Here is a 24,889-nt window from a genome sequence, read left to right as displayed (position 1 = left end):
TTCTCGGGTGGAAGATCAGTTAATCACTCGGCACTGACACCAGCCTAGAAGCAGCTATGAATTCGCCATGCAGAGGTTCGTTACGAGAGAACAGATGCGGCAGGATGGAAGCCATGACGAGAGCACTTTCCGGACGGAACATCACCCTGCAGCACGGCGACTACGCGGCATCCATCGCCTCAATCGGCGCAACCCTGCGCGAACTCACGTTCGCCGGGCGCAACCTTGTCGTGCCATTCGCTGAGAGCGAGATGCGGCCCGCGTATCGTGGAGCAACCCTCGTGCCGTGGCCGAATCGCGTCGTTGATGGGCGATACGTCTGGGAGGGAACAGAGCAACAGCTGCCACTGACCGAGCCGGGGCGGGGACACGCGCTGCACGGGCTCGGTGCATGGCTCGAGTACGGCATCCTTGAGCAGAGCGAGGCCGCCGTCACGCTGGGCACCGCGATGGTCGCGCAAGACGGTTACCCCTTCACACTCGATATCGCCGTCACGTTTCGGCTTGACGACGAGGGCCTGCACAGTTCGGTCACGGCGACGAACCGCGGCACCTCGGCAGCGCCGTTCGGCACGGGGCCGCACCCCTATCTCGTTGCGGGCGCGGGCCGCGTCGACGAGTGGAAAGCGACGGTTCCCGCCGCGTCTGTTCTGACCGTGACCGACGACCGGCTGATCCCCACGGGGCTGGAGCCGGTTGAAGGCACACAGTTCGACTTTCGCGAGCAGCGGGTGATCGGCGACACATTCATCGATCACGCGTTCACCGGGCTTGCACGCGACGCCGACGGAATCGCCGAGGTGACGGTACGCACGAATGACGGCACGGGCGTCGTGATGAGCTGGGATGCCGCATGCCCCTGGGTTCAGGTGCACACCGCCGACCGCGACGACGCGCCCGAGATCAGCCGCATCGGCCTCGCCGTGGAACCCATGACCTGCCCGCCCGACGCCTTCAACTCGGGCACAGATCTGATCACGCTCGATCCCGATGCCCAGGCGACGGCGAGCTGGAGCATCCGCGCTCTCTGACGCAGCGCACCGTGCAACCATTCGGAAAAGCCACCCGCCTCGCGGCGCGCCGCGCACCGACACGCCGCGACGGGCGGCGAAGTTCCGAATGGTTGAACTGACTCCTACGCTCTCGTCACCTCGACGACGACGACCGCCCACGAGAGCGCCGGCAGCTTCAGCGTGAGCGCGGAACCGTCGACAGTGACGCCCTCGAGCGGCGTGAGGCCGACGGGCTGCGCGTTCTGCGTATTCGACGTGAAGCGGTCGCCACCCTCGGGCACCGTGAGCACCTCAGCGCGGGAAACCCCGGATGCCGTGAACCCGCCGAGCTTCACTGACACATCTGCCGCCTCGTCGAGCCCACGATTGGCGAGGAAGAACGCAACTGTGCCGTGCTCTTCATCCCACGTTGCGCTCACGTCGACGACATCGGCATCACCGTACTTGTCTGTGTCTACCTTGTCGCTCGAGACGGCCGTGCGCAGAATGCTTCCGTGAGCAAGCTGCGACATGCGGGCGAATGGCCAGAAGATGCTCTGACGCCATGCCGGGCCGCCCTCTTCGCTGCGGATCGGCGCGATCACGTTGACGAGCTGAGCCTGGTTGGCGATGGTCACGCGGTCGCCGTGCCGCAGCAGCGAGTTGAGGAACGTGCCGACGACGACAGCATCCGTGACGTTGTACTCGTCTTCGATCAGACGCGGGTGCGTCTGCCAGCTCTTCTCGACGTTGTGCGGCTGGTCGTCGGTGTCGAGCCCGCGCTGGTACCAGACGTTCCACTCGTCGAACGAGAGGTTGATGCGCTTTGTCGTCTTGCGCTGTGCCCCCACGGCATCCGCCGTCGAGATGACCGACTCGATGAAGTAGTCCATGTCGACGGCCGTGGCGAGAAAGCTCTTCGCGTCGCCATCGTGCTCTTGGTAGTAGGCGTGTAGCGAGATGTAGTCCACCTCGTCGTACGCGTGATTCAGCACCGCGTGCTCCCAGGCGCCGAACGTGGGCATTCCGGTGTTCGAGCTGCCAACCGCAACGAGCTCGATCGACGGGTCGACGAGCTTCATTGCCTTACCGGCCTCTTGCGCGAGTCGTCCGTACTCGTCCGCGGTCTTGTGGCCGATCTGCCACGGACCGTCAAGTTCATTGCCCAGGCACCAGAGTGTGATGTCGAAGGGGTCCTCCGCTCCGTTCGTGCGTCGCATGTCGCTCCACGCTGTGCCCCCGGGGTGGTTTGCGTACTCCACGAGTGCGCGAGCGGCATCCACTCCCCGGGTTCCGAGGTTGATGGCCTCCATCACCTCGACGTCGGCCTCGCGCGCCCAGTCGACGAACTCGTGCAGGCCGAACGCATTCGTCTCGATCGTGTGCCAGGCACCATCGATGCGCGTTGGGCGCTTGTCGACAGGGCCGACCCCGTCTTCCCAGTTGTACCCCGAGACGAAGTTGCCTCCCGGGTAACGCACGACTGTCGGCCCCATCTCCTTGACGAGATCGAGAACGTCGCGGCGGAACCCGCGCTCATCGGCCTGAGGATGCCCCGGCTCGTAGATGCCGGAATAGACGCAGCGTCCCATGTGCTCGACGAACGAGCCGAAGATGCGCCGAGGCACATCGCCGACTCTGAAGTCGCGGTCGATGGTGATGCGAGCGGTGGTCATGTGTCTCCTTGTGTGTGGTGCGGTCGGTCTCGAGGGCTGCTGCACGGTGAATTACTGTCCACCGAAGCCGGTGGTGGAGATGCCCTTGATGATCTGGCGTTGGAAGAAGAGAAAGACGATGATGAGGGGCAGTGCGGCGAGAATCGCCATCGCCATGTTCTGCGCGTACTGGATGCCGTAGGCGCTCTTCACCGTCTGCAGGCCGACGGGCAGCGTCATCAGCTGCGGGTCGTTGATGATGATGAAGGGCCACAGAAAGTTGTTCCACGCCCACACGAACACGAAGATCGACACCGCCGCGAGAATTGGCCGGGACAACGGCATCACGATCGACGTGAAGACGCGCAGTCTGCTTGCGCCGTCGACACGCGCCGCGTCTTCAAGCTCAATCGGAATCTGGTCGAAGAACTGCTTGAGAATCAGCACGATGATCGGCTGCACCACCTGCGGCAGAATGAGGCCCCAGTACGTGTCAACGAGGTCCATCGCGAGCATCTCGTAGAAGAGAGGAACGATGAGCACCTGAGGCGGAACGGCGATCGCCGCGATCACCACGATGTACGCCCACTTCTGCCCGCGAAAGCGCATGCGTGAGAACGCGTAGGCGGCAAGTGCCGAGGTGAGCACCGTAATGAGCGTGATCAACGCCGCCGTGAACAGGCTGTTCCACGCCCAGATCGGCACGTTGCCCTCGGCGAGCACCTTGGCGTATGCGTCGAACGTGAAGCCCTGTGCCGGCCAGAGCGCTGCCGAGGCGGCATCCGTCTCGCTTTTGAGCGACGTGACGATTGCCCAGAAGAATGGGAGCAGCCACGCCACCGCAAGCACGATGAGCACGACAAGTGCTGCGATTCCGGCCGGACCGAGCTTCTTCTTTCGGGCGGGGGCGATGGATGCTGCCGAGCGGCCGCCCGCGGGAACTGTGTGTTGTTCGGTAAGTGTCGACATGTCATGCGCTCCTTCGCGCCGTGATGCGGAACTGGATCACCGAGACGATGATGATGAGTACGAAGAAGATGTACGAGATCGCCGACGAGTACCCGAAGCGGAAGCCGGTGAACCCCGTCTCGAAGATGTATTGAATGGCCGATCGCGTGGTGCCCGCCGGGCCGCCCCCGGTCATCTGGTAGATCTGGTCGAATACCTTGAGAGACGCCAGCAGCTGCAGCACCACAACCATGATCGTTGTCGGGCCCAGTTGCGGAATCGTGATTGAGGCCAGGGTGCGCCAGCGGCCAGCCCCGTCGATCGATGCTGCCTCGTACTGAGTCTCTGGAATGTTCTGCAGTGCAGCGAGATAGAGAAGAAAGTTGAACCCGATTGTCCACCACACTGTCGTGACGACGACCGAGAGCATCGCAAGATCAGGATCCTGCAGCCACGTGACCGGATCGATGCCGAACCAGCCGAGAATGGCGTTGAAGAGCCCGAGCTGCGGGTTGTACAGCCACACCCAGATGAGCGAAACCACGGTGGAGGCGAGCAGGTAGGGCATGAAGAACGAGAGCCGCCACAGCCACTGCCCAGGCAGCCCGGTGTTGACGAGGAGCGCGAGCGCAAGCGCCACCACGACGAGAGGGATGGTACTGAGCACCGTGAACCACACGGTGTTGAGCATCGACCTCCACATGTCAGGGTCGGCGAGCGCCTCGGCGTAGTTATCAAAACCGATCAGATCGCCGCCCGCCCCGGTGAGGCTCTGGTTCGTGAAACTCAGGTAAATGCCCCAGAGGATCGGCACGAGCATGAACAGAATGAACAGGATGCCGAGTGGGGCGATGAATGCCCACCCCGTGAGGTTTTCCCGTGGTTTATTCGACCGCAACGCCTTCACTGTGGCGCCGGTGTCAGAAAGCACGTTTCGAGCGGTTGCCGTGGTCACAGCGAGACTCCTTTGTCGTCGCGCAGCGTCGTGCGCTGCCAGGTCGGGGCGCTCATACCGTCACCGGATTCGGCTTCGAGAGCAGTGTGTTTATCCGCCCGATGAATGACGCAAAACCCGCTTCGGGAGTCGTGCCGCCGAGCATGACGCCTTGGATCGCGTCGAGGAAGTAGTTTTGGAAGTTAGAGCCTGAACCCGTGAACCATGCGGGCGGATCGTAGTTGATCAGATCTGCGGCGTCAGCATAGTGGGCCTGAGGGACGAGGTCACCATACGCTGGATCGTCGATGACGGGCAGGTATGCAGGAATATGTCCGGCACCCGCCCATTCGATCGAGTCTTTCAGCAGCGTCGACATGAACTCATATGCAGCGCGGCGCTTCGTCTCGTCTGGGTTCGACTGATGCGGCAGCACGAACGTGTGGGAGTCCGCATACACGGCCGGGGTGCCGTACAGCGTCGGAATCGTCGTCGCGTCGAACGCGATTCCCGCATCCTGCAGGGTGCGGAGTTCCCATACCCCCGAGAAGAGCATTCCGCTCTTGCCGCCGGCGAACTCGGCGATGCCGTTGTTGATGTCGCTATTGGTCGCTGCAACGGTGCCGTCGACAAGCTTCGTCATGAACTCGAGCGATTCGATCGCGGCATCCTCGTCGAACTCCGCTGGCTTGCCCGTCTCGAGCACCATGTCTGCGCCGTGCTGCTTGTACAGCGTGTAGAAGAGCCGCCAGAGCTGAGCTCCGTCGTTGAGATACCCCCACGAAAGCCCGTGCTGCCCCGTGACCGCCTGCATCTCGAGCGCCATCTCGATGAACGCGTCTGGCGTCGACGTCTCAATGAGGGTGCCATCGGAATTCAGCACGCCCGCTTCGTCGGCAACGTCTGTATTGAAGAAGGTGATGAACGGATGCGAATCGAGGGCAACCGAGTACAGCTTGTCGTCTGTGAAGCCCTTCTCCCAGATGCGCGGCTTGAAGGTGTCTTCGCTGACACCGAATTCGGCGAGGAGATCGAGATCCCAGGGGTCAAGCAGGCCACCGGGCGCCCAGCCCGTGACACGGCTGGCGTGCATAATCGCGATGTCGGGTGCGCGGCCTCCTGCTGCCGCCATAGCGAGCTTTGTGTAGTACGGCGCACCCCAGGCGAGCACCGTCTGGTCGACGGTGACATCACCGAGCGCCTTCTCGACGTCGGCGACGAGCTTTGCCATGGTGATGCCGTCGCCGCCGCTGAGCAGATGCCAGTAGCTGAGGTTGGTGACTCCGGATGCTGCTGCCTGCGTACAGCCGCTGAGGGCAGGGGCGGCAAAGGCGCCCCCGAGCAGCACTGCCGCGCCTGTCAGCATGCGGCGCCTCGAAAGACCCGGGCCGTCACCCGCCTGTCGAGATCGTGTCATGAACATCACTCCCTTGTGGTGGACACCATCGTGGATGCCCCATCATTACATCGATGTAATAGTCGACGCAAGAGGTGTCTCGCACGAGAAGGTGCGATCACGGGATCGGACGATCACCGTTCACGCATTCGGAAAAAACGAAGCTGTGCGGCGTGTCGCGGGCTGCGGCACGGCGTGTCGCCCGAAAGTTCCGAATCGCTGAACAGCGGCGCTAGGGGCGGGTGCTCTCGCGCGTGACGATCTCGTACGGCACCCGAATGCGCGCCGGCTCGAGCGTCACGTCGGCGATGCGCTGTTCAAGGCGTTCGATCGCGAAACGAGCGAGCTCACGGCGGTCGAAGGCCACGGTGGTCAGCGGCGGCGTCATATACGGACTGTCGATCGTGTTGTCGAAGCCCGCAACCCGCACGTCGCCAGGCACCCGATGCCCGCGGGCCCACAGCTCGTTGAGCACGCCGAGAGCCATGGTGTCTGTAAAGCAGAACACCGCGTCGGGTACCTCGCCGCCGCCGTCGAGATACGCAGAGAAGGCGGATGCTGCCGCCGCAGACGTCCAGTCTGGGCAGCCGATCTCGAGCGCAGCATCCGTCGGCAGACCAGCCTCGCGCAGTGCGTCGCGGTAGCCCTCGGCGCGCTGTCTCGCTGTCGCCGTCTGAAAATGGCCGACGGGAGAGCCGACGACGGCGATGCGTTGGTTTCCCCTGTCGATGAGGTGCCGCGTCATATCGCGTGCCGAATCACGGCTGTCGACGCCGACCAGGTCGACGAGACTCTGCTCGACCTCGCCGATCAGCACGAGCGGCGGAAGGCCGCGCACCTCGGCGATCACGCTGTCCTCAAGCGTGATCGGGTTGAGGATGAGCCCATCGACGAGGTGCGCTCGGGCACGCGAGAGCAGCTCGAACTCGCGCTGCGGCTCCGCTCCGGTCTCTTCGATCTGAATCGCCCAGCCTCGAGCATGCGCCACCTCGACGAATGCGCTGATCGTCTCAGCCGAGTACTGCGTATTGAGGTTCGGCAGCGCAAGGGCCAGCACCCCCGAGCGCCCGTTGCGCAGGCTTCGAGCGCTGAAATTCGGAACGTAGTCGAGCTCTGCCATCGCCTGCTCGACGCGTTCGCGAGTGGCTGGGCGCACAAAGACGACGCCGTTGATGACGTTCGATACCGTTTTGGGCGACACCCCCGCCCGCGACGCCACGTCGCGCATTGTCGCTCGCATGCACACAGCCTAATCGGCACCGCGGGAGACGACGCACCAGCCATGGCGCCGTGCCTCGGCATCCGGCATGATGAGACCCATGACACGAGTGCTCTACATCGGCGGTTCTGGCATGATCAGCTCGGCGTGCGTTCGCGCGTCACTGCAGAGAGGCCACGAGGTGACGGTGCTCAATCGCGGACGAACCACTGAACGGCCGCTGCCAGACGGCGTCGAGCAGCTGACGGCGGACGCGAGCTCACCGACATCCGTTCAGGACGCCATCGGCACTCGCGAGTTCGATGCCGTTGCGCAGTTCGTCGCCTTCTCGCCCGAGCAGGTGCAGCGCGACATCGAGTTCTTCAGCGGGCGCACGGGGCAATACGTCTTCATCAGCTCTGCGTCTGCGTACCAGACGCCGCCGTCGCTCCTGCCCGTCACCGAGTCAACGCCGCTGCGCAACCCGTTCTGGCAGTATTCCCGCGACAAGATCGCGGGCGAAGACCTGCTTGTTGCGGCGTATCGCGACAGCGGTTTTCCCATGACCATCGTGCGACCCTCGCACACCTACGATCACACGGGGCTGCCGACGCTCGGCGGCTGGACCGACATCGCCCGCATGCGCGCGGGCAAACCGGTCGTCGTGCACGGCGACGGAACGAGCCTCTGGACGGTGACGCACAACTCTGACTTCGCCGTCGGGTTCACCGGCCTGCTCGGCAATCCGCTCGCGCTCGGAGAGGCGTTCACGATCACCGGCGATCACGCACCGACGTGGAATCAGATCTACGAGTGGCTCGCGGATGCCGCAGGGGCACCCTGCAACATCATTCACGTCACGAGCGATCGCATCGCCTCGGCGGTTCCGCAACTCGGCCCCGGCCTGCTCGGCGACAAGTCGCACTCGATGGTCTTCGACACGAGCAAGCTGCGCGCTCTCGTGCCGGAGTTCGGCACGACTGTGCCCTACTGGCAGGGCGCTCGCGAGCAGATCGCGTGGTTTGACGCACACCAAGCGAAGCAGGTGACGGATGCCGCTCTCGACGCGGTCTTCGACGCGTTGGTCGCCGAGGCTCACCCGAGAGGCGCGCACTGACTGGCTGCCGTGCCCGACACCCTGTTGCCTGAGCCCTCCACTTTTCCATTGCCCGTGCAGTTGAGGTCGCCGTCAACCGTGTTGTCATCAATGGTTCCGTGTTTGCCGCCGTCGACGGTGAGGGTTGCCCCCACGGAGTTGTGCGCGACGACAGCATCCACGTTTCCGGCCATCTCGAGGTCGCCGTCCACGGCGCTGTCTGTGACGACTACGTTGTCAGCGCCCGTGATGGATGCTGAGCCGGTCACCGTCGCGCCGATGAGCTTCACGACCCGCTGTGTGGCGAAGACGATGGTGCCATCGATCTGGGTGTCTTCGAGCACGCACACGTCATCTGACCCAGAGGAGCTCTCGGCTGCACAGAGCTCTTCGGCGTTCTGCTCGCCGACCGCGACGTCGGTTGCCGATGGCGCGAGGCTCTGCGGAACGGACGGCGTCTTCGTCGGGCCGCCTTCGGCGTCGGCCGGCGCGCAGCCGACGAGTCCGACGAGCGCGAGTGCGGCAAGAGCTGTGGCGAAAGCGTGATGTCGAATAGCGAAGCTCCTCATTGGTTGCGCTCAGAATGACGATCGTTCGTGAGCCGCTGCGGCAGCAGCATCCGGTACACCCTAGCCGTGCTCCCCTCGTGAAAGCGGACCAACATCGGAGACGTATTTCATGTGCACGAGACGCTCAGGGTCGACCACCCGGCCAGCACGGAAAGAGCAGCGCTCGCTCACCGTGACTGCGCAAAACGAGCATCTGCGGTGACTGCTTCCATCCGCGTGCGAAAATCTCCGAGAGAATCGCCTGAGAATCTCATGGAGGCGAATGTGACGAAGATCATCACCCAGCAGACCGGCAGACATCGACGGGTCCGCAGCACCATCGCCCTCGGGCTCGCTCTGTCCGTCGCCGGTGTTACCGCGTGCGCGCAGAGCCCGGCGGCATCCGAGCGGGTCAGTGCGGCAGACGACGGGCCGGCATTCCCCTTTCTGGATGCCGGTGACGGAGTGATGATCCGCGTCGGTGACGACTGGAGCCTTCCGGCGGATGCCGGTGTGGCGGCGAACTCGGGGTTCTTCTCTGAGGAAGCGTCGCCCGCCGATCAGGTGTACACCCGCTCCGTCGACGTGTCGTGGGGGCAGATCCAGTCCGAGCCCGGTGCGCTCGACAGGGACTCGAGCGGCACGGCCCAAGACATGAGCTTCGCACCGCTCGACGAGCAGCTCGAGGGCCAAGGCAGCTTCTGGATGCGCGTGTTCGCGAGCGGCGAGAAATGGGCGCCCCAGTGGGTCGTTGACGATTGCGAGGTGTCGACATACGGGCCCGACTACGACGGCCAGCGACATCTGCCGATCTGGAATGAGTGCGTCTGGGGCCACCTCATGGACACCTACCAGTCGCTGTTCATCGACAGCGGGCTCGCCGCCGATGAGCGTCTCGCCTTCGTCTATGTTCCCGGGGCCTTCACGTGGGCGGAGTTCGACTACGAGATGATCACTGCCGCCGTCGACGCGGGAGACCTCGATCTCGAGACGTATCTGTCGTGGTACGACCATGCCTGGACCGACCTCGCCGACATGTTCGGCGACAATGCGAACAAGCTCGTCTTCACAGGCGAGGACTACCCGTGGGGGCCCTTCGGCGCCGACGACGATCTGCTGGCGAAGCAGGCTGTCGACGCCGGGCTCGGCATTCGAACCGGCATCACCGAGCTGTCGAACTTTCACCTGAGCGAAGCGCCAGCCTACGGGTCGCACATTCTGCCGAACGGGCACATGACGCTCGACGATACCCTGCCTGTGCACGACGGAAGCCGCATCGTCGCCACCGAGAACGAGTGCTTCAACGCGTGCGGATACGAGACAGACGAGCCGTACTATGCGGTGCGGCAATCGAATCTGAAGGCTTTGCAGCTGCACACGAACTGGATCTACGTTGTGCCCGAGCCGTCGTATTTCGCCGAATACCCCAAGCTCTGGGACTGGGTGCGCCTGTCGATGGGCCACACGGCGCAGAATTCTCCGGATGCATGGGCGGCGCTGCGCGATGCTGAAGACATGTACTGGGCTGGCGACGAAGCGGGGCCGTTCACCGGCGAGTGGCAGACGCGACCGTGGGTGCGCAACCTTGAGCGGTGGCTCGTGCAGGTCGACGAGCCCGGATCGGTTGCCCACCGCTCCAATGCCGACGTGCATTCGGAGGTCTTCGAGCCAGACAACGGCACGGCACACGAAGGGTTGGTGACGGATGCCGCGAACGGCGACACCGGCTTCGTCTTCGAGCTCGACGCGCGGTTCGCCGCGGCATCCGCCGAGGCTCACCCCGTTGTGAAAGTGACGTACCTTGACGACGGCGCTGGAGCGTTCACCGTCGATGTCGGTGATTGGTCTTCGCCAGACATCGAGCGCACGGGTGATGGTCAGTGGAAGACGGCGACGGTCGCGCTTCCCGACGACGCGTTCAGCGAAGGCGACACGTCGTTCCGGGTGTCGCTCGGCGACGGTGCAGACGATCTGACTGTGCGGTTCGTGCGCGTTGTGAAGGCATGAGACAGTGGAGAAACGAAAACGGCCCGCGTCAGCGGGCCGTTTTCGAACTGTCTCAACGCAGTGTGCGCCACGAGGGATTCGAACCCCCAACCTTCTGATCCGTAGTCAGATGCTCTATCCGTTGAGCTAGTGGCGCATGGCCGAGAACTGCTAAGCGGGCCGTAGTAGAGAATACATCACTGAACCGTTCACGCGCCAATCGATTGCGGGAGCATTCTCACGGACCCCGCAAAATCGATACGCTCGACAGAGTTGCCTCACAGCATCCACCAGCAAAAGGAGTATACGGTGAACGAAGAGCGCTTCGACCAGCCAGTCCCCGAGACACACCAGCCCTATGTCGCCGCGGCAGATCGGTACACCAACTTCGGGTATCGGCGCGTCGGCGAAAGCGGCCTGCTGCTGCCGCCCATCTCGCTCGGGCTCTGGTACAACTTCGGCGACAATAAGCCGTTCGACGGGCAGCGCGAGGTGTTGCGGCACGCGTTCGACAAGGGAATCACCCACTTCGACCTCGCCAACAACTACGGGCCGCCCTACGGCAGCGCCGAGGAGAACTTCGGCCGCATGATGCGCGGCGACTTCAAGCCCTACCGCAACGAGCTCATTCTCTCGAGCAAGGCCGGCTGGGACATGTGGCCGGGGCCGTACGGGTTTCTCGGCACCCGCAAGTATCTGCTGTCGAGTCTCGAAGAGTCGCTGCAGCGCATGTCTGTCGACTACGTCGACATCTTCTATTCGCACCGATACGACCCGAACACGCCTGTCGCCGAGACGATCGGGGCGCTCGACACCGCCGTGCGTCAGGGCAAGGCACTGTATGCCGGAATCTCGTCGTATTCGCCCGAGCGCACCCTCGAAGCCGTCGAGGTGGCACGGTCGCTCGGCACACCGCTCGTGATCCACCAGCCGTCGTATTCGATGCTCAATCGCTGGATCGAAGACGGCCTCACCGAGACGCTCGCCGATGCCGGCATGGGTTCGATCGGCTTCACCCCGCTCGCTCAGGGCCTCCTGACCGACAAGTTCCTCGGGGGCAAGAACGAGGGGCACGCCACGAATCGCCGCTCGTTCAGCGACGACATGCTCAGCGACGACAACCTGCGTCGCCTCGAAGGCCTCAACAGCATTGCTCAGGAACGCGGTCAGACACTTGCACAGATGGCGCTCGCGTGGGCGCTGCGCACCGTGACCTCTGCCCTCATTGGGGCATCGCGCATCGAGCAGCTCGACGAGAATATCGCAGCACTCGACAACCGCGAGTTCAGCGAAGACGAGCTGCGCCGCATCGACGAATTCGCGGGCGACGCCGGGGTGAACATCTGGGCGAAGTCGAGCGAGCTCTAACCCTCGACAGAGATTGGCGGATGCCCTCGCGCACTGTGCGCGAGGGCACCGAGACGCTGGCGAGAAAAAATGGGCAGCGCGTGCGGCCTCGCTGTTGCACCCACCGACAGCGCAGAAGACGGTGCGTACGCAGAGAACACGTCGGCCCTGTCGCTGCCGAGCGAATCATCTGCGATGCCGGGCCCCACCCTGAGCAGCATCAACGCACGGCCCCTCAGGCTGCCCGAATAACCCTGCGTCAGACAGACGCGCGCCCCCGTGAGGACTGCCTCTCAGAAGCATGCTCGATTCGTGAATCTGCATGCCGAACGCCTGCCCATGCTCCCCACGCGCCGAGAGCAGCACACACCGCGACGAGCGCGAGGCTTGACACCTGCACCAGACTCGGTGCACCCTCGATGAGCCACAGCCCGACAGCGAGGGCGAGCACTCCGATCGCCGCACCACACGACGCGGCCTTTTGTCGCTTCTTCGGTGAGGCATCAAGCTCACGGTCTCGGATCACAAGAGCGACAAGCACCCCGAACACGACGACGACACCGACGAACGCTCCGGCGAGTGCAGACACGATAAGCCCGATGGGAAGCAGCTGCACAGCAATCGGGCTTCCGGCGACGAGCGAGGGGACCGCGGTTCCGATATACAGAATGGCACCAAGAAGTGCTCCGGCGACGACGCCGACGAACGCTTCTCTGCCATACCGCAGCATGCCTCAATCTTAACCGCCCGCGCGACGGTTGGTAGCCCACGTTCGGGCGACACGCCGTGACATTCCACACTGCGGCACCCCTGCGCTGGCCTTCGCCTTGGCCTCCAGGTAGACTACCGAGCTTGAAGGGGAGTAGTTCCCACGGCCCGGACCATCGGGCAAAGCGGAATGTCGACATACTGGTGTCGCAGTAGGCGCCCGGCATTCCACCCGCACGCGGGCGAACGAGACCTTCGGCCGATCAGGCCGGAGTCTTGTCGTTTTCTCCGGCCACCGACCAGGAGAAGACCGTGACCGACGCTCAGTCAGCCGCACCCCGAAACCCGACGCCCGCCGACATCAGGCGCTGGCGTCAATACCTCGCAGACGAACGCGCAGAGGCCGCCGTCTACGAAGAACTCGCCAGCAAACGCTCTGGCGAAGAGCGCGCCATTCTTCTCGGGCTCGTCGATGCCGAGAGGCGTCACGAAGCACACTGGGTCGACCTCCTCGGAGAGAACGTGGGGCTCCCCACTCGAACGAAGATGCGCACGCGGATGCTGGCATTTCTCGCCCGTCGCTTCGGCTCCATCTTCGTGCTCGCCCTCATGCAGCAAGCCGAATCCCGGTCGCCGTACGGCACAGACAATGACGCTACCGATGCCATGGCCGCAGACGAGCAGATTCATGAAGAGGTCGTTCGCGGTCTCGCGGCACGCGGCCGCACACGCCTGTCCGGTACGTTCCGCGCCGCCGTCTTCGGCGCCAACGACGGTCTCGTCTCCAACCTCGCCCTCGTGATCGGCATGGCTGCGACGGGAGTCTCAAGCTCGATCGTTCTCGCCTCGGGCATCGCCGGCCTCCTCGCCGGCGCCCTCTCGATGGGCGCGGGCGAATTCGTGTCGGTGCGGTCGCAGCGAGAGCTTCTCAGCTCCACTCTCCCCAACCCCGACACCACGAAGATTCTGCCGAACCTGGATGCCGAGGCAAACGAACTCGCGCTGGTCTACCGTGCCCGCGGCATGTCCGCAGAAGACGCCGAATCGCACGCGCGCGAACGCCTCTATGGGCTCGAGTGCGTGCACGGCAGGGACGACGCCGTGCAGCACAGTGCAGCACCCGAAAGCGACAGCCACTCGGCCATCGGCTCGGCGTGGGGAGCCGCGGCATCCAGCTTCTGCTTCTTCTCATCCGGGGCGATCATTCCCGTGATTCCACTGCTGTTCGGTGCCTCTGGTCTGACGGCGATCATCATCGCTGCCGTGCTCGTTGGCGTCGCGCTTCTGATCACCGGAGCGATCGTCGGCGTGCTCTCGGGGGCATCTCCTGTGAAACGCGCGCTGCGGCAGCTCGCCATCGGGTACGGGGCGGCACTCGTCACCTATCTGCTCGGCCTGCTGTTCGGCACAACCGTGAGCTAGCGAAGTCGCGTGCGACGCCGCCGTCGATCAGCGTCGACCGCGCTTTCGCCCGCCCGCCTTGCGCCGTGCTGCACGGTCGGCGTGCTTGCGCTCTCGAGCCTGTTCGGTTGATCGCCGGGCGGCGGCCTTCTTCTTCGCCGCACGCTGTTTGGCCGCCTCTTGCTCAGCTTCAACGGATCCAAGGGAGCGCGTGCTTCTCGCCGAGCGCCCGCGCACGACGCCGATGAACTGCTCAACCAGCTCGCCATCCGCATCGACAGGCCAGCAGAGTGCGACTCGAGTTTCTGCGACGCCGGTGACGGGTCGACGAACCACGTCTTTGCGGTCGAACTGCCGGGCGACCGACAACGGAACAATCACGATGCCGGCCCCGCTGCCAACCAGTTCGATCGCGTCGCGCGGCGTCATCGACGGCACGTCGATGCGCGTTCCGTCAGCAACTTCGAGAGCGATGTCTCGCCACTCGGCGACGGCATCCGGATGCTGCAACAGGTGCTCACCCGCAAGGTCGGCGATGTCCACGGCATCCGCTGCCGTTATCTCATGCCCCTTGGGGGCAACGACGACGGGATTCTCGACATAGAGCGGAATCACGTGGAGCCCGTCATCGGCAATCGGCAAGCGCACGAGCGACATGTCTGCGCGGCTGTCCGTCAGAACCAGCCGCTGTTCACGCTCATCCTCAAGCGGCACCGCAACAATATCCACGTCCGGCATGCGCTCCCGCCAGGTGCGAAACCATTTGTCGGGGGTGACGCCCGGCACAAATGCCACACGCAGGTGTCGCCCGTCGACAGCATCCGTCGTGTTCTCGCCCATGTTTCGCTCCCGTCGTGCTTGTGCAAGCGTATTACGTCGCGACTCACGTACGCTTAAGCATTATGAGCGCACCCACATCTCAGTCGATGAAAGCCGCAACGGCCGCAAAGAAACTCGGCATACTGCTTTCTGCGACACCACCCGAGTTTCGCGACGGGCCCGTGACCCGAGAAGAGCTGAACGAGCTGCAGGTGAATCCCCCCGAATGGCTGGCGGAGCTGCGCCGCGATGGCCCGCACCCGCGCCACGAAGTTGCGCGCAAGCTCGGCGTCTCGACATCGGGTCTCGCCCGCGCAGAGATCACCGATCCGCTCACAACTGCTCAGATCAAGGAGCTTCTCGTGAAGAAGCCCGAGTGGCTGGTGACCGAACGAGCACGCCAGGCGAAGGTGCACGAAGAGAACGCGCGGGTGAAGACTCAGGCTGCCACCAAACGCTCGCGCGACTGACGGCGAGAGTCACGAGCCGAAACGTGAGAAAGGGCTGAATTTCGTGACGAAATCCAGCCCTTCCTGATGAGATTGCCGAGATCAGTTGTTGCCGAGCACCGCCGAGAGGAAGTCGCGCGTACGCTGCTCCTTCGGCGACGTGAACATCGTCTCTGGGTCTGACTCCTCGACGATCTTTCCGCCGTCGAACATCAGCACGCGGTTCGAGACGTCACGCGCAAACTGCATCTCGTGAGTCACGATCAGCATCGTGATGTCTGTTTCTTTCGCCACGTCACGAAGAATGTTCAGCACTTCGCCCACGATCTCGGGGTCGAGCGCCGACGTCACTTCGTCGAGCAGCAGAATCTCGGGGTCCATCGCCAGCGCGCGCGCAACGGCAACGCGCTGCTGCTGCCCACCGGAGAGCTCGAGAGGGTGAGCATCTGCCTTGTCAGACAACCCCACCTTCTCAAGAAGACCCTTTGCCTTCTCGCGGGCGTCGGCCTTCGACATCTTCAGAACGTGCACGGGCGCCTCAATGAGGTTGTCCATGACCGTCATGTTGGGAAACAGGTTGAACTGCTGAAACACCATTCCGATGCGCTTCCGCACCTCGTTCTTGTGCTTCTCCTTCAGTTCAACGCGCTTTCCGCCACGCTCTTCGTGCGTGAGCGGCTCGCCGTCGACGTAGATGTACCCGGCGTTCGCCTCTTCGAGCGTCATGACAAGACGAAGAATCGTCGTCTTTCCTGAACCACTGGGCCCGATGAGTGTGACGCGGTCACCCTTGGCGACGCTGAAGTCCAAGTCGTGCAGAACGACGTTGTCGCCGAATCGCTTTTCAACGTTGTCGAACCGGATTGCCGGCTCTGTGTCAGTTTGAGAAGGCAAGTCGCTTTTCCAATCGGCCGATGAGCAATGACGTGGGGTAGCTGGCGACCAAGAAGATGACGCCAGCCAATGTGATCGCTTCGATGTATGTGAAATGGTTCCCGCCGAAGACGAGGGCAGCTCTGACCATCTCGGTCACGGTGATCGCGATGAGGAACGGTGTGTCCTTGAACATCGAGATGACGTAGTTTCCCAGGGCGGGAATTGTCGACCTCAAGGCCTGCGGAATCACAACGGCTGTCCACGTGCGAGTGGGCGACATCGACAGCGCAGTCGTGGCTTCCCACTGGCCGTTAGGCACCGCTTCGATGCCAGCGCGGTAGACCTCAGCCATGTACGTGGCGTAGTGGATGCCGAAGATGATCACGCCGATCGTCACGGGATCCAGCTCGAGGAACAGGTAGTACGCGAACAGCAGTTGAACCACGATGGGCGTCATTCGGATGAAGTTCACGACAAACGTGAGCACAGCGGCAATCGGCCTCGGCGCAGATCGCCGTGCGACGGCGATGACGAGCCCGAGAACGGCAGCGATAATACTTCCGAGAACGGTGACAAGCAGGGTGACCTGCACGAATTTGAGGAGCAGCTCTGGGAGCGCCTCCCAGACCATGGTCCAGTCCCATTGAAGGCCGGTCATGACACACCCGCCTTACCGTCGACGCTTCGCGGAGAACGGAAGCTGAGGGCCTGACGCAACGACTCACCGCGACCGAGCTTGTGCTTGGCCTGCACCTCGAGGGCGTTCATGACGAGCGTCAGTACGTATGCAATGAGGAAGTAGATAATAAGGCTCACGCCGTATGCGAAGAATGTGTCTGACGAGTTGCGCAGCTTGTCTGTCGCGTAGGTGAGATCGGTCAATGTGATGAAGCTGACGATTGCCGTTCCCTTGAGAAGCTGAATGAGCAGGTTCGTCAGGGAGGGGATCATGAGCGCCCACGCCTGCGGGAAGATAATGCGCCACATGCGCTGGGTTGGGCTCAGACTGAGGGCTGTCGTCGCCTCCCACTGTCCGGAAGGCACCGAGTTGATCGAGCCCCGAACAACCTCGGCGCCATACGCTCCATAGTTGAGCCCGAGCGCGAGAATGCCGACGAACATTGCGGGCAGCTCGACTCCGAGCTGCGGCATCACGTAGAAGAACCAGAAGAGCTGCACCACGAGAGACGTGCCGCGGAAGAACTCGATGATGGCTCGCGCAGTGCCTCGAAGAACGATGTTCTGGAAACGAGCGAGAAGCCCGAGTCCTATTGAGATGACGAGCGCCAGCAGAGCGCCGCCGATGGTGAGCTGAATGGTGACCAATACACCTTCGCCCACCAACGGCAGCGCTCCGATGAGCGCCGCGAAGTTATCGCCCAAGTTAGCTCAGGTCCCCTTCGCAGAGCTGCTCAGTCGTGAGGTCCTCGGGAGGCAGGTTCTCTTCGGTGAACCCATACTCACCCACGAGCGACATGTACTTCTCGGGGTCGCCCGTGATGTTCGCGAGCTCCTTGTTGTACGCGTCGAGCAATTCTGTGTCGTCCTGGCGGAAGACCGTCGATCCTGCACCGATCTGCTCGACTCCGTCGATCACCTGAACGAAGGCGTCAGTCGTCTCGACTCCCGCATCCGGGTTGTTCTCGGCCATCCAGTTGAGCGAGATGGCAGTCATTGCGAACACGTCGGCGCGACCGTTGGAGACGAGGTCCATGCCGTCCTGAGCGTTGTCGACCTCGACGGTGTTCGTGATTCCGAGCGACTCGGCGTATCCGGCTTCGATGCCGCCGGCGAGAATGGCGAGCTTGACGCCACCGTCTGTCGCCTTCACGGAGTCGAGGTCAGTCAGTCCTTCGGGGTTGCCCTCGGGAACCATCAGGGTTGTCGTGTACATGATCTCTGGGTCGCTGAATGCGGCCTTCGCACAGCGGTCGGGAAGAATCGACATTCCCGCGCTGATCACATCGAAGCGACCGGCATTCAGTCCGGGGATCAGCGAGTTCCAGTCGGACTCGACGACCTTGATGTCGTCGATGCCGAGAGCCTTGAAGATCTCTTTGTGCATGGCAACTGTTGCCCCCTGGGGCTCACCGTTGTCATCGACCCACGAGTAGGGGCGCTCGTCGGCAACCGCGATGGTGATCGACCCGGCATCAATGGCCTTCTGGAGAGTGCTGCCTGAGTCGTCTGATCCGCCGCCTCCGCCGGATCCAGAGTCAGAGCTGCACCCGGCCATGAGGCCGAGTGCCAAGATCCCGACCGCGGCAATGCCAGTACGGGCGAGCATTCGACGCTTTGTCATCGTGTTCCTCTTTCGGTAGTGACGGGGCGAACCCTCACCCTTCATTGTGAGCGGGGACCCGGCCCGAAATTGGGGATGGCTTTGGCTACCCTATGCCCATTCTCAGACACGCGCACATTCCGACAGGCTTATTGTCTGTTTGTATACAAAGTTGTTATGGTTGGCTCGCTGACAGCGGATTATGCTCGTTCCAGAGCGAGGTCGCCTGGGCCACCCGGTTGACGCGCCGACGGCCCGACGATCGTGCGCCGCCCGTTTGCACAGACACAAGGGAACTCTCATGCCACAGAGCACACGTCGTTCGGGAGCGCCGGTATCGGTGTTCCGAGTTCCACGGACATCGACGGTTGATCTCATCGCTGTCGAGCTGCGCAATGCGATCTTCTCGGGGGCTCTCCCGGTCGGTGGGCAGATCGGCGAGGTCGAGATCTCGTCCCAACTTGGAGTGAGCCGCAGTCCGCTTCGAGAGGCCATGCAGCGGTTGGTTCAAGAGGGCCTGCTGACGGCGACTCCAGGTCGAGGACTTCGCGTCAGCAAGATCGGGCCCGAGCACGTCGCCGATCTCTATGCCGCGCGCAAGGCAGTCGAGTCAGAATCGCTCAGACTCATCATGAAACGCGGCGACGCAGACGCGCTTTCCCGCCTCGACGCGGCGTTCTCGACGCTCATCGAGGTGAGCGAAGGAACAGACGCGCGCGCGATCGGCAACGCGGACATCGTGTTTCACCAAACTCTCGTGGATGCCGCTGGCAGCCGTCGCCTCTCGCATTACATGAGCACTCTCACCATTGAGACGCGCATCGCCAGCTTCAGTTCTCCCAACGGCTACGCTGTGCGGCGCAGCGTCTCCCCCACGTACGAGACCCTTCTCGGGGCGATGCGCGATGGCGACGTTGATGCGGCGCTCGCAGCGCTCTCGATGCAGTTCGACGACGCGGTCTCGCGACTGATCGGCAAGGATGCCGACGTCGAGACCGTCGAAACTCCTCCAGACGCCATACCCCCGAGCTTCGAGCCCATCATCGACTCGCCCCGTGCCTAGCGCGCACGTCCGCCCGTGAACACACCAGAGCGTCCCCCACACACTCAGTGGCGGTTTCTCGCACTCGTCGCGATCGGTGGCGCCGTCGGCAGCGCGCTGCGCGCCGCGATCGCGCTCGGCATGAACAGCGATTCCTTTCCCTTGGCCACGCTCACCGTGAACCTGCTCGGCGCACTCGGGCTCGGCATGCTGCTTGAGGCGCTCAGCCGCTTCGGCGATGACACGGGGCGCCGACGCGCGCTTCGTCTCGGCATCGGCACGGGCTTCTTCGGCGGCTTCACCACCTACAGCACGTTTGCCGTCGACACGGTGGGGCTGATCGGCGACGGCACGACGACGCTCGCGATCGGCTATGTGCTTCTCACTCTTCTCGTCGGTGCCGTCGCAACGGTGCTCGGCATTATGCTCGGCGCAGGTCTGCACCGGCGCCGCACTCGAGGCGGAGGTGCATTGTGACGCCCCTCGTGTTCCTCGCGCTTGCTCTCGCCGGTGGCGTCGGAGCCGCCGTTCGATTCTGGCTCGACGGCGTCATCAGCGCCCGCCTGCAGAAGCCGTTCCCCTTCGGTACCGCAATCATCAACGTCAGCGGTTCCCTGGTTCTCGGGGCACTGACCGGCGCGGCGGCCGCGTTTCTCATTCCCGAGAGCGTCGCGCTCATCGTCGGCACGGGCTTTCTCGGCGGCTATACGACGTTCAGCACGGCGAGCGTCGAGACCGTCAGGCTTGTTCAGCAGGGCCGCTGGTTCGCCGGTCTGGCAGGCGGAGTCGGGATGCTCGTGCTCGCTGTCGCCGCGGCTGCGCTCGGCTGGGCGCTGACGTCGCTGCTGTGACACCGCGGGCGCGAGTCATCCACCCAGCGCGTCGCTGATCGCGACAATCGAACGTCCGAGGCGCTCGACGATCCGCTCGACGTCGAGCGTCGGCGCGACGTGCACGACCGCGATCGCGGCCGGCTGCCGCCCGCGCAGCGCAAGCGGAAGGGCAACCGACTGCACGCTCGGGATCACCTCGTTGTGGCTCGTGGCGAAGCCGGTCACTGCGACCGCGTCGACCTCGGCCCTCAGCTCGTCCGAAACGTCGGCGGGCCACTCGCTTCGGGCGAGCTGCGCGAGAATCGCCTTCCCCGGCGCTCCGACGGTGACCGGGTGGCTGGCACCCGGACGTTGGGCGACAGAGGCAACCGCGTGCCGCGGCTCGACGCTCGCAAGCGTCGTGCACATGTCGTGGTCGCGAATCGTGAGAAAGCAGGTCATTCCCAGTTCGTTCGCCACCGTCGTGAGTTCGGGCAGCGCCTCGGCCTGCAGATCGTGAGCGACACCCGCAGCAAGCGATGCCATGCGTGCACCGAGGGCGATGCGCCCAGCCGAGTCGCGGCCGACGAGCCCGTGCTCCTCGAGCGTGCGCAGCAGCCGGTACGCATTGGAGCGATGCACTCCCAGCTCGTTCGAGACCTCGTCGATCGTCAGCGGCGTCGATGCGTCGGCGAGAATCTCGAGAATTCTGATGCCGCGGCTCAGCGTCTGCGACGATGCAGCTCCCCTGCCGCCCGACACCCGCGTGCCCTGCACAACGTCGTTGCTCACGTCTCCCCTTTCACCAGCGTCGCTGGAGGGCATGACTTGCACGGCCGTTCACCCACGCTTAGCATTATCTAATAGTAGAACACGATGTTCAATAATAGAACAACTTGGATTCTCCGCAAACGCCTCGACAAAGCAGTCAGCTCGACAAAGCAGTCGGAGGGAAGGATTGGCAACGATGCAGTTTCATCATCACGGGTACGTCTCTGGTGACCCCCGCGTGCAACCCGCTGCGGGCACAGGGCTCGATCGGCCGGAGGAGCTTCCCGACGAGACCGACGTTCTGATCGTGGGCTCCGGCCCGGCGGGCATGCTCCTCGCCGCTCAGCTCTCGCAGTACCCCGGCGTGACAACGCGGCTCGTTGAGCGACGGCCCGGGCGCCTCGAAATCGGTCAGGCCGACGGCATCCAGGCTCGCAGCGTCGAGACGTTTCAGGCGTTCGGGTTCGCCGATTCGATCATCGCCGAGGCATACCAGATCACGTCGATGAACTTTTGGTCGCCCGACCCGCGAAACCCGCAGAACATCGTGCGCTCGGCACGCGAGCGGGACGACCCGCACGGCATCAGCGAATTTCCGCACCTCATCGTCAACCAAGCCCGAGTTCTCGACTACTTTTCGTTCTGTGCCGAGAACGGTCCGGGGCGCATTCGTCCCGATTATGGCTACGAGTTCGTCGATCTCACGGTCAATTCAGAGGGTGAGTACCCTGTGAGCGTCAGGCTGCGCAGCACCGCTGGCGCCCAGCAGGGTGAGATTCGCACTGTCTCGGCAAAGTACGTCGTCGGCTGCGACGGCGCCCGCAGCGCCGTGCGCGAGTCGATCGGCCGCACGCTCGACGGCGACCAGGCATTTCATGCGTGGGGCGTCATGGACGTTCTCACCGATACCGATTTTCCCGATGTGCGCACCAAGTGCGCCATTCAGTCAGAGTCCGGCAGCATTCTGCTCATTCCCCGCGAGGGCGGCTACCTTGCCCGCTGGTACGTCGATCTCGGCGTCGTCGGCGCAGGCGACAACCACGAAGTGCGCAACACGCCCATCGAAGCGATCATCGCCAAGGCAAACGACATCATTCACCCTTACTCGCTCGAGGTGCGCAACGTCGCCTGGTGGAGCGTGTATGAGGTGGGGCACCGCGTGACAGACAAGTTCGACGACGTTCCCGCGGCAGACACCGACACGGTGAATCCGCGGGTGTTCATTGCGGGCGACGCCTGCCACACGCACAGCGCCAAGGCCGGGCAGGGAATGAACGTGTCAATGCAAGACGGCTTCAACATCGGCTGGAAGCTGGGCCAGGTGCTCTCTGGCGTCAGCCCGGAAGAACTGTTGTGCACCTACTCAGGCGAGCGGCAGGAGATCGCACAGAACCTCATCGATTTCGACAAGGAGTGGTCGACGATGATGGCGAAGAAGCCAGAGGAGTTCGCGAATCCGAAAGAGCTGAGCGACTTCTACACAGCAACAGCTGAGTTCCCCGCCGGCTTCATGACGCAGTACAGGCCCTCGATGATCACGGGAGAGCCGGCGCATCAGCAGCTCGCGAGCGGCTTTGCCCTCGGCAAGCGCTTCACATCGGCACGAGTCATGCGCGTGGCCGACACCAACCCGGTTCACCTCGGCCACCATGCGCGCGCCGATGGGCGCTGGCGCGTGTATGCCTTCGCGGATGCCGCTGCGCCAGGCGAGCAGTCTGCACTCACCTCCTGGGCAGAGTGGATGCGAGTGAGCCCCGAGTCGCCTGTCGCGCGATTCACGCCGACGGGCGCAGACATCGACAGTCTGTTCGACGTCAAGGTGATCTATCAGCAGGGGCTTGACGACGTCGATATCAGCAGCGTCCCGACGATATTCCTGCCGAAGACCGGGCCGTTTCAGCTTGTCGACTACGAGAAGGTGTACGCGACGCTCGAAGACGACGACATCTTTGAGCAGCGCGGCGTCAGTCGCGACGGCGCCGTCGTCGTTGTGCGACCAGACCAGTACGTTGCGAACGTGCTGCCGCTTCGCGCGACGGACGAGCTGACAGCGTTCTTCGCGCAGAGCCTGCTCGAGCAGCATCCGTCCCCTTCGGCGTAGATTGGAGCCATGTCCGCACCGCGGGCGGCCACGGCATCGCGCGGCATGACGTGGACGGTTCGCGCAACCGCGATCGCAGCCGTCAGCGTCGTGGTGTGGGTGTGCGCTGGGACGGGCGGCTCTCGTGCTCGCCGCCCTCGTAGGCATCGCCATCGTCGGGTGGCTGCGTCCGCACACGGTTCTTGCCACTTCGCTCGCGGCGATGACGTAACTGCGAGCGCAGGCCGTCGCCTCGGCGCTCGCCTTCGTCGCAGAGGTCAGCTAGTGACGTTCTCGATCAGAAATCCGGATGCCGGCCGAGCAGGCAGCGTCCCGAGGTCCACCCGAAGATTTTGCTCGGGGACGTCGTAGCGCATCGAACGGGTCAGAAGCAGAACGGCCTCCTCAAGCAACTCGATCGTCGCGGGTTCGCCAGGGCAGCGATGCCCATCGGCATAATCGCCGGCTCCCTGCGCGATCAATGCGTCCTTCGGGGATGGGCCTGCGTCGTGTCGCTCGGGGCGAAACATCAGAGGATCATCCCAAACCCGGGCATCCCTGTTCGTCGCGAACAGATCGAGCATCACCCACGCCCCCTCGGCGACCTCTTCGCCCATCCAGGTGAGTTGGCGATCGGCGGTACCGCCGACGAGCGGGAAGAACGGTGCGGTTCGCCTCACCTCCTGCACGAAGCTCCGCAGCTGATCGTCGGATTCCCTGACGTGCTCGGCCCACCGCGGGTGCCGCTCCAGCGCAAGCGCGGCAAAGGTGATGAAATGAGCAACGGCGACGGTCGGACGCACGAGGTTGAGCAGCTCGACTGCCGCCGTCTCATCGTCGAGCCCACCGCCATCCGCATCGCGATAGCGAACAAGTCGCGTCACCACGGAGTCGTCATCGCTCTCTCGTGCCTGCTGAACAACGGTGCGCGCCCACTTTTCCGTACGAAGGCGCAGTGCTCGTCCGCGCCAGTTCTTCGGGCCAAATGACCCCGCGCCGTTGATCATCGCGACAAACTCGATCGAACGGCGACGGGCATCCGCTGCGTCAATCGAGATCCCCGCCCACGCGCACGCTGCGCGCGTCAAGACATCGGCGGCCTCGTCGTAGAGCCGCACGCGGCGCGAGCCCCATCTGCCGATCGCGGCATCCCACTCGTCGCGAAAACAGCGTCGAAGCTGGCCCTGCTCGCGCTCGTCAAGGAGGTTCAGAAACAGAGCCTTCCGCTCGTGATGTGCCTCGCCCACGAGCGCCTGCACGCTGCCCTCGTCTTGCAGCGAGTGCTGCACAGAACGCGGCATGGCACCAGAGCGGGTGAACCGCTGGCCCTCATAGAAGAACCGGGCGGCCTCGGTGCCGCGCAGAAAAAGAACGGGCCGCCCCATGAGATGGGTGCGGAATGCGTCCGCGCCATACTCGTCGAAGCGACGCTGACCAAATCGGTATCCCTCAGCGAGAAACGCCATCGACTGGTCACCGGCGATTCGGGGAATTGCCCGTTCCTCAGCGAGATCATGCGGCTGCGACAGTGTCATGCGTCGTCACGCTCC

General features: G+C 63.7%; 24 protein-coding genes and 1 tRNA gene. 10 read left to right on the top strand and 15 right to left on the bottom strand.

Annotated elements, in window-relative coordinates; translation table 11 throughout:
• Window positions 1-113 precede the first annotated feature (113 nt).
• Window positions 114-1,031 (top strand): aldose 1-epimerase family protein, encoded by a 918-nt coding sequence (locus HCR84_RS02930; RefSeq protein WP_166982262.1) that lies wholly within the window; start codon window positions 114-116, stop codon window positions 1,029-1,031.
• 104 nt (window positions 1,032-1,135) lie between these two features.
• Here HCR84_RS02930 and arfA read toward each other — a convergent pair whose 3' ends face one another.
• The 5 genes from arfA to HCR84_RS02905 all read right to left on the bottom strand — a co-directional run bounded on the left by arfA (window position 1,136) and on the right by HCR84_RS02905 (window position 7,165).
• Window positions 1,136-2,668, bottom strand: a complete 1,533-nt coding sequence (gene arfA, locus HCR84_RS02925; RefSeq protein ID WP_166982264.1) for an arabinosylfuranosidase ArfA — start codon at window positions 2,666-2,668, stop codon at window positions 1,136-1,138.
• Between the two features lie 51 nt (window positions 2,669-2,719).
• Complete coding sequence (locus tag HCR84_RS02920) at window positions 2,720-3,616, bottom strand: carbohydrate ABC transporter permease (RefSeq protein WP_166982266.1); 897 nt, start codon at window positions 3,614-3,616, stop codon at window positions 2,720-2,722.
• 1 nt (window position 3,617) lies between these two features.
• Window positions 3,618-4,502: a carbohydrate ABC transporter permease gene (locus HCR84_RS02915; RefSeq protein WP_244972629.1), complete on the bottom strand. Its 885-nt coding sequence runs from the start codon at window positions 4,500-4,502 to the stop codon at window positions 3,618-3,620.
• 100 nt (window positions 4,503-4,602) lie between these two features.
• Complete coding sequence (locus tag HCR84_RS02910) at window positions 4,603-5,946, bottom strand: extracellular solute-binding protein (protein ID WP_166982268.1); 1,344 nt, start codon at window positions 5,944-5,946, stop codon at window positions 4,603-4,605.
• 211 nt (window positions 5,947-6,157) lie between these two features.
• The gene (locus tag HCR84_RS02905) at window positions 6,158-7,165 is read right to left on the bottom strand and encodes a LacI family DNA-binding transcriptional regulator (protein WP_166982270.1); all 1,008 of its coding nucleotides are present in this window, start codon (window positions 7,163-7,165) and stop codon (window positions 6,158-6,160) included.
• Window positions 7,166-7,244: 79 nt separating this feature from the next.
• Between HCR84_RS02905 and HCR84_RS02900 the strand changes: the two genes are divergently transcribed.
• Window positions 7,245-8,240: an SDR family oxidoreductase gene (locus tag HCR84_RS02900; RefSeq protein WP_166982272.1), complete on the top strand. Its 996-nt coding sequence runs from the start codon at window positions 7,245-7,247 to the stop codon at window positions 8,238-8,240.
• Here HCR84_RS02900 and HCR84_RS02895 read toward each other — a convergent pair.
• On the bottom strand, window positions 8,219-8,788 hold the full coding sequence (locus HCR84_RS02895) for a hypothetical protein (RefSeq protein ID WP_166982274.1): 570 nt from the start codon (window positions 8,786-8,788) through the stop codon (window positions 8,219-8,221). The genes HCR84_RS02900 and HCR84_RS02895 overlap by 22 nt on opposite strands.
• Before the next feature lie 264 nt (window positions 8,789-9,052).
• Between HCR84_RS02895 and HCR84_RS02890 the strand changes: the two genes are divergently transcribed.
• Entirely contained in the window at window positions 9,053-10,774 is a 1,722-nt protein-coding gene (locus tag HCR84_RS02890) for a hypothetical protein (RefSeq protein WP_166982276.1), read from the top strand.
• A 63-nt stretch (window positions 10,775-10,837) separates the two neighbouring features.
• On the opposite strand, the gene HCR84_RS02885 is transcribed toward HCR84_RS02890, so the two are convergent.
• Window positions 10,838-10,910: transfer RNA gene (locus HCR84_RS02885), tRNA-Arg, on the bottom strand.
• A 152-nt stretch (window positions 10,911-11,062) separates the two neighbouring features.
• Here HCR84_RS02885 and mgrA point away from each other — a divergent pair.
• Window positions 11,063-12,121: an L-glyceraldehyde 3-phosphate reductase gene (gene mgrA, locus HCR84_RS02880; protein ID WP_166982278.1), complete on the top strand. Its 1,059-nt coding sequence runs from the start codon at window positions 11,063-11,065 to the stop codon at window positions 12,119-12,121.
• A 238-nt stretch (window positions 12,122-12,359) separates the two neighbouring features.
• On the opposite strand, the gene HCR84_RS02875 is transcribed toward mgrA, so the two are convergent.
• The gene (locus HCR84_RS02875; protein WP_166982280.1) at window positions 12,360-12,830 is read right to left on the bottom strand and encodes a hypothetical protein; all 471 of its coding nucleotides are present in this window, start codon (window positions 12,828-12,830) and stop codon (window positions 12,360-12,362) included.
• 290 nt (window positions 12,831-13,120) lie between these two features.
• Here HCR84_RS02875 and HCR84_RS02870 point away from each other — a divergent pair, with 290 nt between their 5' ends.
• Complete coding sequence (locus HCR84_RS02870) at window positions 13,121-14,230, top strand: VIT1/CCC1 transporter family protein (protein WP_166982282.1); 1,110 nt, start codon at window positions 13,121-13,123, stop codon at window positions 14,228-14,230.
• A gap of 27 nt (window positions 14,231-14,257) precedes the next feature.
• Here HCR84_RS02870 and HCR84_RS02865 read toward each other — a convergent pair whose 3' ends face one another.
• Complete coding sequence (locus HCR84_RS02865) at window positions 14,258-15,049, bottom strand: LysR substrate-binding domain-containing protein (RefSeq protein WP_166982284.1); 792 nt, start codon at window positions 15,047-15,049, stop codon at window positions 14,258-14,260.
• Window positions 15,050-15,111: 62 nt separating this feature from the next.
• Between HCR84_RS02865 and HCR84_RS02860 the strand changes: the two genes are divergently transcribed.
• The gene (locus HCR84_RS02860; protein WP_244972555.1) at window positions 15,112-15,498 is read left to right on the top strand and encodes a DUF5997 family protein; all 387 of its coding nucleotides are present in this window, start codon (window positions 15,112-15,114) and stop codon (window positions 15,496-15,498) included.
• 81 nt (window positions 15,499-15,579) lie between these two features.
• On the opposite strand, the gene ehuA is transcribed toward HCR84_RS02860, so the two are convergent.
• Genes ehuA through HCR84_RS02840 form a run of 4 tightly spaced genes read right to left on the bottom strand, consistent with a single transcriptional unit; the run spans window position 15,580 to window position 18,655 of the window.
• Entirely contained in the window at window positions 15,580-16,371 is a 792-nt protein-coding gene (ehuA, locus tag HCR84_RS02855; protein ID WP_166982286.1) for an ectoine/hydroxyectoine ABC transporter ATP-binding protein EhuA, read from the bottom strand.
• Window positions 16,355-17,011 carry an ectoine/hydroxyectoine ABC transporter permease subunit EhuD gene (gene ehuD, locus HCR84_RS02850; protein ID WP_166982288.1) on the bottom strand — a complete coding sequence of 219 codons (657 nt, stop codon included), beginning with the start codon at window positions 17,009-17,011 and terminating at the stop codon, window positions 16,355-16,357. Before ehuD ends, ehuA begins: the two co-directional genes overlap by 17 nt.
• Window positions 17,008-17,736 carry an ectoine/hydroxyectoine ABC transporter permease subunit EhuC gene (ehuC, locus tag HCR84_RS02845; RefSeq protein ID WP_166982290.1) on the bottom strand — a complete coding sequence of 243 codons (729 nt, stop codon included), beginning with the start codon at window positions 17,734-17,736 and terminating at the stop codon, window positions 17,008-17,010. The genes ehuD and ehuC overlap by 4 nt, the downstream gene beginning before the upstream one ends.
• Window position 17,737: 1 nt before the next feature.
• Window positions 17,738-18,655, bottom strand: coding sequence for a transporter substrate-binding domain-containing protein (locus tag HCR84_RS02840; protein WP_166982292.1), 918 nt, complete (start codon window positions 18,653-18,655; stop codon window positions 17,738-17,740).
• A gap of 280 nt (window positions 18,656-18,935) precedes the next feature.
• Here HCR84_RS02840 and HCR84_RS02835 point away from each other — a divergent pair, with 280 nt between their 5' ends.
• From HCR84_RS02835 to crcB, 3 genes are read left to right on the top strand one after another with little or no spacing between them, the layout of a single operon-like run.
• Complete coding sequence (locus tag HCR84_RS02835) at window positions 18,936-19,697, top strand: GntR family transcriptional regulator (RefSeq protein ID WP_166982294.1); 762 nt, start codon at window positions 18,936-18,938, stop codon at window positions 19,695-19,697.
• A 15-nt stretch (window positions 19,698-19,712) separates the two neighbouring features.
• Window positions 19,713-20,153, top strand: a complete 441-nt coding sequence (locus HCR84_RS02830) for a fluoride efflux transporter FluC (protein WP_166982296.1) — start codon at window positions 19,713-19,715, stop codon at window positions 20,151-20,153.
• A complete protein-coding gene (gene crcB, locus HCR84_RS02825; protein WP_166982298.1) occupies window positions 20,150-20,527 on the top strand; it encodes a fluoride efflux transporter CrcB in 378 nt (125 codons plus the stop codon). The genes HCR84_RS02830 and crcB overlap by 4 nt, the downstream gene beginning before the upstream one ends.
• Before the next feature lie 15 nt (window positions 20,528-20,542).
• On the opposite strand, the gene HCR84_RS02820 is transcribed toward crcB, so the two are convergent.
• Window positions 20,543-21,280 carry an IclR family transcriptional regulator gene (locus HCR84_RS02820; protein WP_244972554.1) on the bottom strand — a complete coding sequence of 246 codons (738 nt, stop codon included), beginning with the start codon at window positions 21,278-21,280 and terminating at the stop codon, window positions 20,543-20,545.
• A gap of 175 nt (window positions 21,281-21,455) precedes the next feature.
• On the opposite strand from HCR84_RS02820, the gene HCR84_RS02815 reads away from it, so the two are divergent.
• Window positions 21,456-23,360 (top strand): FAD-binding monooxygenase, encoded by a 1,905-nt coding sequence (locus HCR84_RS02815; protein WP_166982302.1) that lies wholly within the window; start codon window positions 21,456-21,458, stop codon window positions 23,358-23,360.
• Between the two features lie 257 nt (window positions 23,361-23,617).
• Here the strand turns inward: HCR84_RS02815 and HCR84_RS02810 are convergent, their stop codons facing one another.
• Complete coding sequence (locus HCR84_RS02810) at window positions 23,618-24,874, bottom strand: cytochrome P450 (RefSeq protein ID WP_166982304.1); 1,257 nt, start codon at window positions 24,872-24,874, stop codon at window positions 23,618-23,620.
• Between the last annotated feature and the right edge of the window lie 15 nt (window positions 24,875-24,889).

This window comes from Paramicrobacterium fandaimingii (assembly GCF_011751745.2).
Taxonomy (GTDB): domain Bacteria; phylum Actinomycetota; class Actinomycetes; order Actinomycetales; family Microbacteriaceae; genus Paramicrobacterium; species Paramicrobacterium fandaimingii.
Note: the sequence above shows the minus strand (reverse complement) of the source record. Positions and strands in the feature narration are given on the sequence as shown.